The organism is Brotaphodocola sp., from assembly GCF_983179755.1.
In genome coordinates, this window is sequence record NZ_CFAHBC010000067.1 from 1 (window position 1) to 3945 (window position 3945).

Genomic DNA, 3945 nt, shown 5'->3' on the forward strand with positions numbered 1-3945 from the left:
CAAAAATGTAATAAAAGCGTAATAAAAGAAAAATTTTATTCACAAAATTTCGCTGGTTTTACCCGAAAAAATTTATATGTCCTGTACAAAATTCAAAAAGTATGCGAAAAACTGGGTGTCAGATGTGACAAAAGTATGAAAGAGTTATTGACATTTTATTAAGCGCCAACTACAATAGCGGAAGTCACGTTGCTGATGGAAGATCTGCGCGCTCACTGTGCAGATCGGCAGGAGTAGTCGATCTTGCTACGAGCTACAAGATTGTTACAGGATTGCTACAAGAGCCAGAGAGAAGAATCATGAGAAATGATACGAACTGATCATGAAAACAAAATAAGAGTGAACAAAAAACAGAACAGTAACGCGAAGTTACCAGGAAACAGGCGATTTTGAAAATTCATGTTTTGTATCCCACTTTTTATTAGCAAAACGCAATGGGATCGCCTCCACGTTCCGGAACGGATTTCAAAAATCAAAATCCCGAAAACCAGATTTTGAGAACGGACCGGAAAGATCGAAGAGAGGAGTATTGTATGCTTGCAATATGCTCATTTCTTCAGTCGGTTTATCAGCTTGTCCGGACGCTGACAGTAAAGAGCGTCAATGTGACAAAGCAGATGTACCGCTCACGCGCCATCTTGATGACGGGAAGCGTGGTGGTTGCAGTGCTGACCTTTGCTTCAGCCGGATTTGCAGGAGGAGGGCGAAATGCTCTGACTGCATATGCGGAGACTTCTTCTGAGGAGGAAAGTCTGAAAGAGACAGAAGAGATCGAGGAAAAGATCGGAGAGGCAGAAGTGGCACAGACTGAGGAAGTTGTACTGCTTACGGAAGCAAAAATACCATTTCATCTTGCGGGTCATGATACCGAAGAGGTAAAGAGTGGACAGCTGTTGGCGGGAAGTACGCTGGCAAAGAATGTGCAGGAAGAACTTGATGCACGGCAGTTGAGGGAAGAAGCCGTGGAAGAGACGAAAGAGGAGATTCGCCGGATAGAGGAGGAACGAAGAAGACAGGAAGAGGAAGAAGCCAGAAGAAGAGCGGAGGAAGAACGGAAACGTCAGGAGGCAGAGGCAAAGATGGCAGCGGCCGTGGTGTCTTACACACCCGAGGACTTGACGGTTCTTCAGAGGATTGTTCAGGCGGAAGCCGGCGGATGTGACATGAAGGGACGAATTCTGGTTGCCAATGTGGTGATCAATCGCGTTTTGAATAAGTCCTTTCCGGCGAGCATCACCGGTGTGGTCTATCAGAAGTCGCAGTTTTCACCGGTGATTGATGGAAGCATCAATCGCTGTAAGGTGACGGAAGCCACGGTGGAAGCGGTGGATCGCGCACTTGCGGGGGAGGATTACTCGCAGGGAGCTCTCTACTTTATGAATCGAAAACTTTCCCAAAACGGAAACGTCCGATGGTTTGACGGATCACTTCACTATCTGTTCGAGCATGGGGGACATGAATTTTTTAAATAAAAGTTTCCTGATAGCGCGGTGCTTTTAGGGAAAATGAAAAGGAACTGCTACCTGAAAAAATCGGGCGCAGTTCTTTTTTGTATGACTATGAGACTGTGAGAGGAACCTGTTTTTTCGCCTTGCCTTTTTTACTGTGAGATGGCATAATAAGAGGGTTGTAAAAAAGAAAGATTGAGGAAGCTGTGTGTCTGAGAGTTGAGAGGGCGGATCTGATGGACGGATCAGGACTGACCAGGTGGACAAGGCAAGTGCACAGTGACAGGAGAAAGATAGAACTATGGAAAAAAACATTCAACACGTTTTATTTGACTTGGATGGAACTTTGACGGATTCCGCGAGAGGAATCATGAATGCGATTGAATATTCCCTGCATACTTACGGGATTACCGTGACGGATCGCAGTACTTTGCGCCCGTTTATCGGACCGCCGTTAGCGGAGAGCATGAGAAAATATTATGGATTTGGCGTGGAGCAGTCTCTCGAGGCGGTAGAGCGTTTCCGCGAGTATTATGACGGAAAAGGTGGTTTGTTCGAGAATGACGTCTATGAGGGAATTCCGGAGCTTTTAGATGAGCTGAGAAGTGCAGGGTATCATCTGTATCTGGCAACCTCGAAGCCGGAGAAGACCGCAAGGCGAATCCTTGAACATTTTGATCTTGCGCGCCGGTTTGATTTTATCGGCGGAGCGACTCTTGATGAGAGCAGAGAGAAGAAGGGTGATGTGATCTGCTATGTGCTTGAAACCTGCGGGATCACCGATAAGAGCCAGGTTGTGATGGTTGGAGACCGAAGCAATGATATCGTTGGTGCAAAGGAGAATGGATTGAAGAGCATCGGTGTGCTCTACGGGTATGGAAGCCGGGAAGAACTTCTTGGTGCCGGAGCGGATGTGCTTGCACAGACACCGGCAGATGTGAAAACGATCGTAGAGGAGTTCTGATTTCGGAAAAACGGCATCGCCGTCAGTAGAAGATTCTGCTGATTGGCGGTGCCGTTTGTTGTTGTAGGATAGGAACTTGCGTCCTACCCGTATTTCTTGTGCAGGATATAGATAAATTAATTTATCGTGCGAAAATGAGAAAATTACTTCTTGGAGTACTTCTCCTCACAGTACAGGCAACGATAAGTCTCGGTCTTCTCATCGGTCAGACAGAAGATGTGAGGCAGTTCCTGCTCGATCGAGGTGATACAGCGCGGGTTCTTGCACTGGATGACATTGACGATCTTCTTCGGCAGAGTCAGAGCGCGCTTCTCCACGATCTTGTTGTCACGGATGATATTGACTGTGATGTTGTGATCGATGTAGCCGAGAACGTCGAGATCAACGTGCTCGATCGGTCCCTCGATCTTGATGATGTCCTTGCGACCCATCTTGTTGCTTCGTGCATTCTTGATGATTGCAACCTGACAGTCGAGCTTGTCAAGACCCAGATGATAGTAGATATCCAGACTCTTTCCAGCCTGAATGTGATCCAGAACAACGCCCTCGCTTAATCCACTGATGTTCAGCATGGTTTCTCCACCTCCAATAATGTCATGATGAGTGCCATACGCACATAAACTCCATATTGAACCTGCTTGAAGTAAGCAGCTCTCGGATCGTCATCTACTTCTGTGGAGATCTCATTGACTCTCGGAAGCGGATGAAGCACGTACATATCCGGTTTTGCAAGTTTCATCTTATCCTTGTTCAGGATATAGCAATCCTTTAAGCGGATGTAATCCTCCTCATTGAAGAAACGCTCCTTCTGAACGCGGGTCATGTAGAGGATATCAAGCTCCGGCATTGCCTCGTCGAGGTTGTCGACCTCCTTAAACGGAATGTTGTTGGCGCGAAGCACATCGTCGCGGATATACTCCGGAACTCTCAGCTCATCCGGGGAGATCAGGACGAAGCGGATATTCGGGTAGCGAACCATTGCTTCGATCAGAGAGTGAACGGTACGACCGAATTTCAGATCTCCGCAGAGACCGATCGTCAGGTTTTCGAGATGTCCCTTTAAGGAGCGGATTGTCATCAGATCCGTCAGGGTCTGGGTCGGATGCTGGTGACCGCCATCGCCTGCGTTGATGACCGGGATGCGGGACTTCATCGAAGCGACAAGCGGAGCCCCCTCTTTCGGATGGCGCATTGCCACGATATCTGCGTAACAGGAGATGACACGGATTGTGTCGGAAACGCTTTCTCCCTTTGATGCCGAGCTGGAATCAGCTGAAGAAAAACCAAGTACGCTTCCCCCGAGATTCAGCATTGCGGATTCAAAACTGAGGCGGGTTCTTGTACTTGGTTCATAAAATAATGTCGCTAATTTTTTACCATCACATACATGAGCGTATTTCGGAAAATTCTGCTCAATGTCGGAAGCCAGTGTTAAAAGCTGGTCGATCTCTTCCACTGAGAAATCCAATGGGTTTAACATGTGTCTCATCGCGTATCTCCTTTGGTTTTGTCATTTGGTTCGTGACATATTAT

General features: G+C 47.3%; 4 protein-coding genes. 2 read left to right on the forward strand and 2 right to left on the reverse strand.

Features of this window, described 5'->3' with window-relative positions:
* The first annotated feature begins 533 nt into the window (after positions 1-533).
* Together AC4EVX_RS12720 and AC4EVX_RS12725 are read left to right on the forward strand one after the other, a co-directional pair.
* Entirely contained in the window at positions 534-1472 is a 939-nt protein-coding gene (locus AC4EVX_RS12720; RefSeq protein ID WP_490160339.1) for a cell wall hydrolase, read from the forward strand.
* Between the two features lie 277 nt (positions 1473-1749).
* Entirely contained in the window at positions 1750-2412 is a 663-nt protein-coding gene (locus AC4EVX_RS12725; RefSeq protein WP_308451309.1) for an HAD family hydrolase, read from the forward strand.
* 143 nt (positions 2413-2555) lie between these two features.
* On the opposite strand, the gene AC4EVX_RS12730 is transcribed toward AC4EVX_RS12725, so the two are convergent.
* Positions 2556-2984 (reverse strand): aspartate carbamoyltransferase regulatory subunit, encoded by a 429-nt coding sequence (locus AC4EVX_RS12730; protein ID WP_490160340.1) that lies wholly within the window; start codon positions 2982-2984, stop codon positions 2556-2558.
* A complete protein-coding gene (gene pyrB / locus AC4EVX_RS12735; RefSeq protein WP_490160341.1) occupies positions 2978-3901 on the reverse strand; it encodes an aspartate carbamoyltransferase in 924 nt (307 codons plus the stop codon). Before pyrB ends, AC4EVX_RS12730 begins: the two co-directional genes overlap by 7 nt.
* Positions 3902-3945 lie beyond the last annotated feature (44 nt).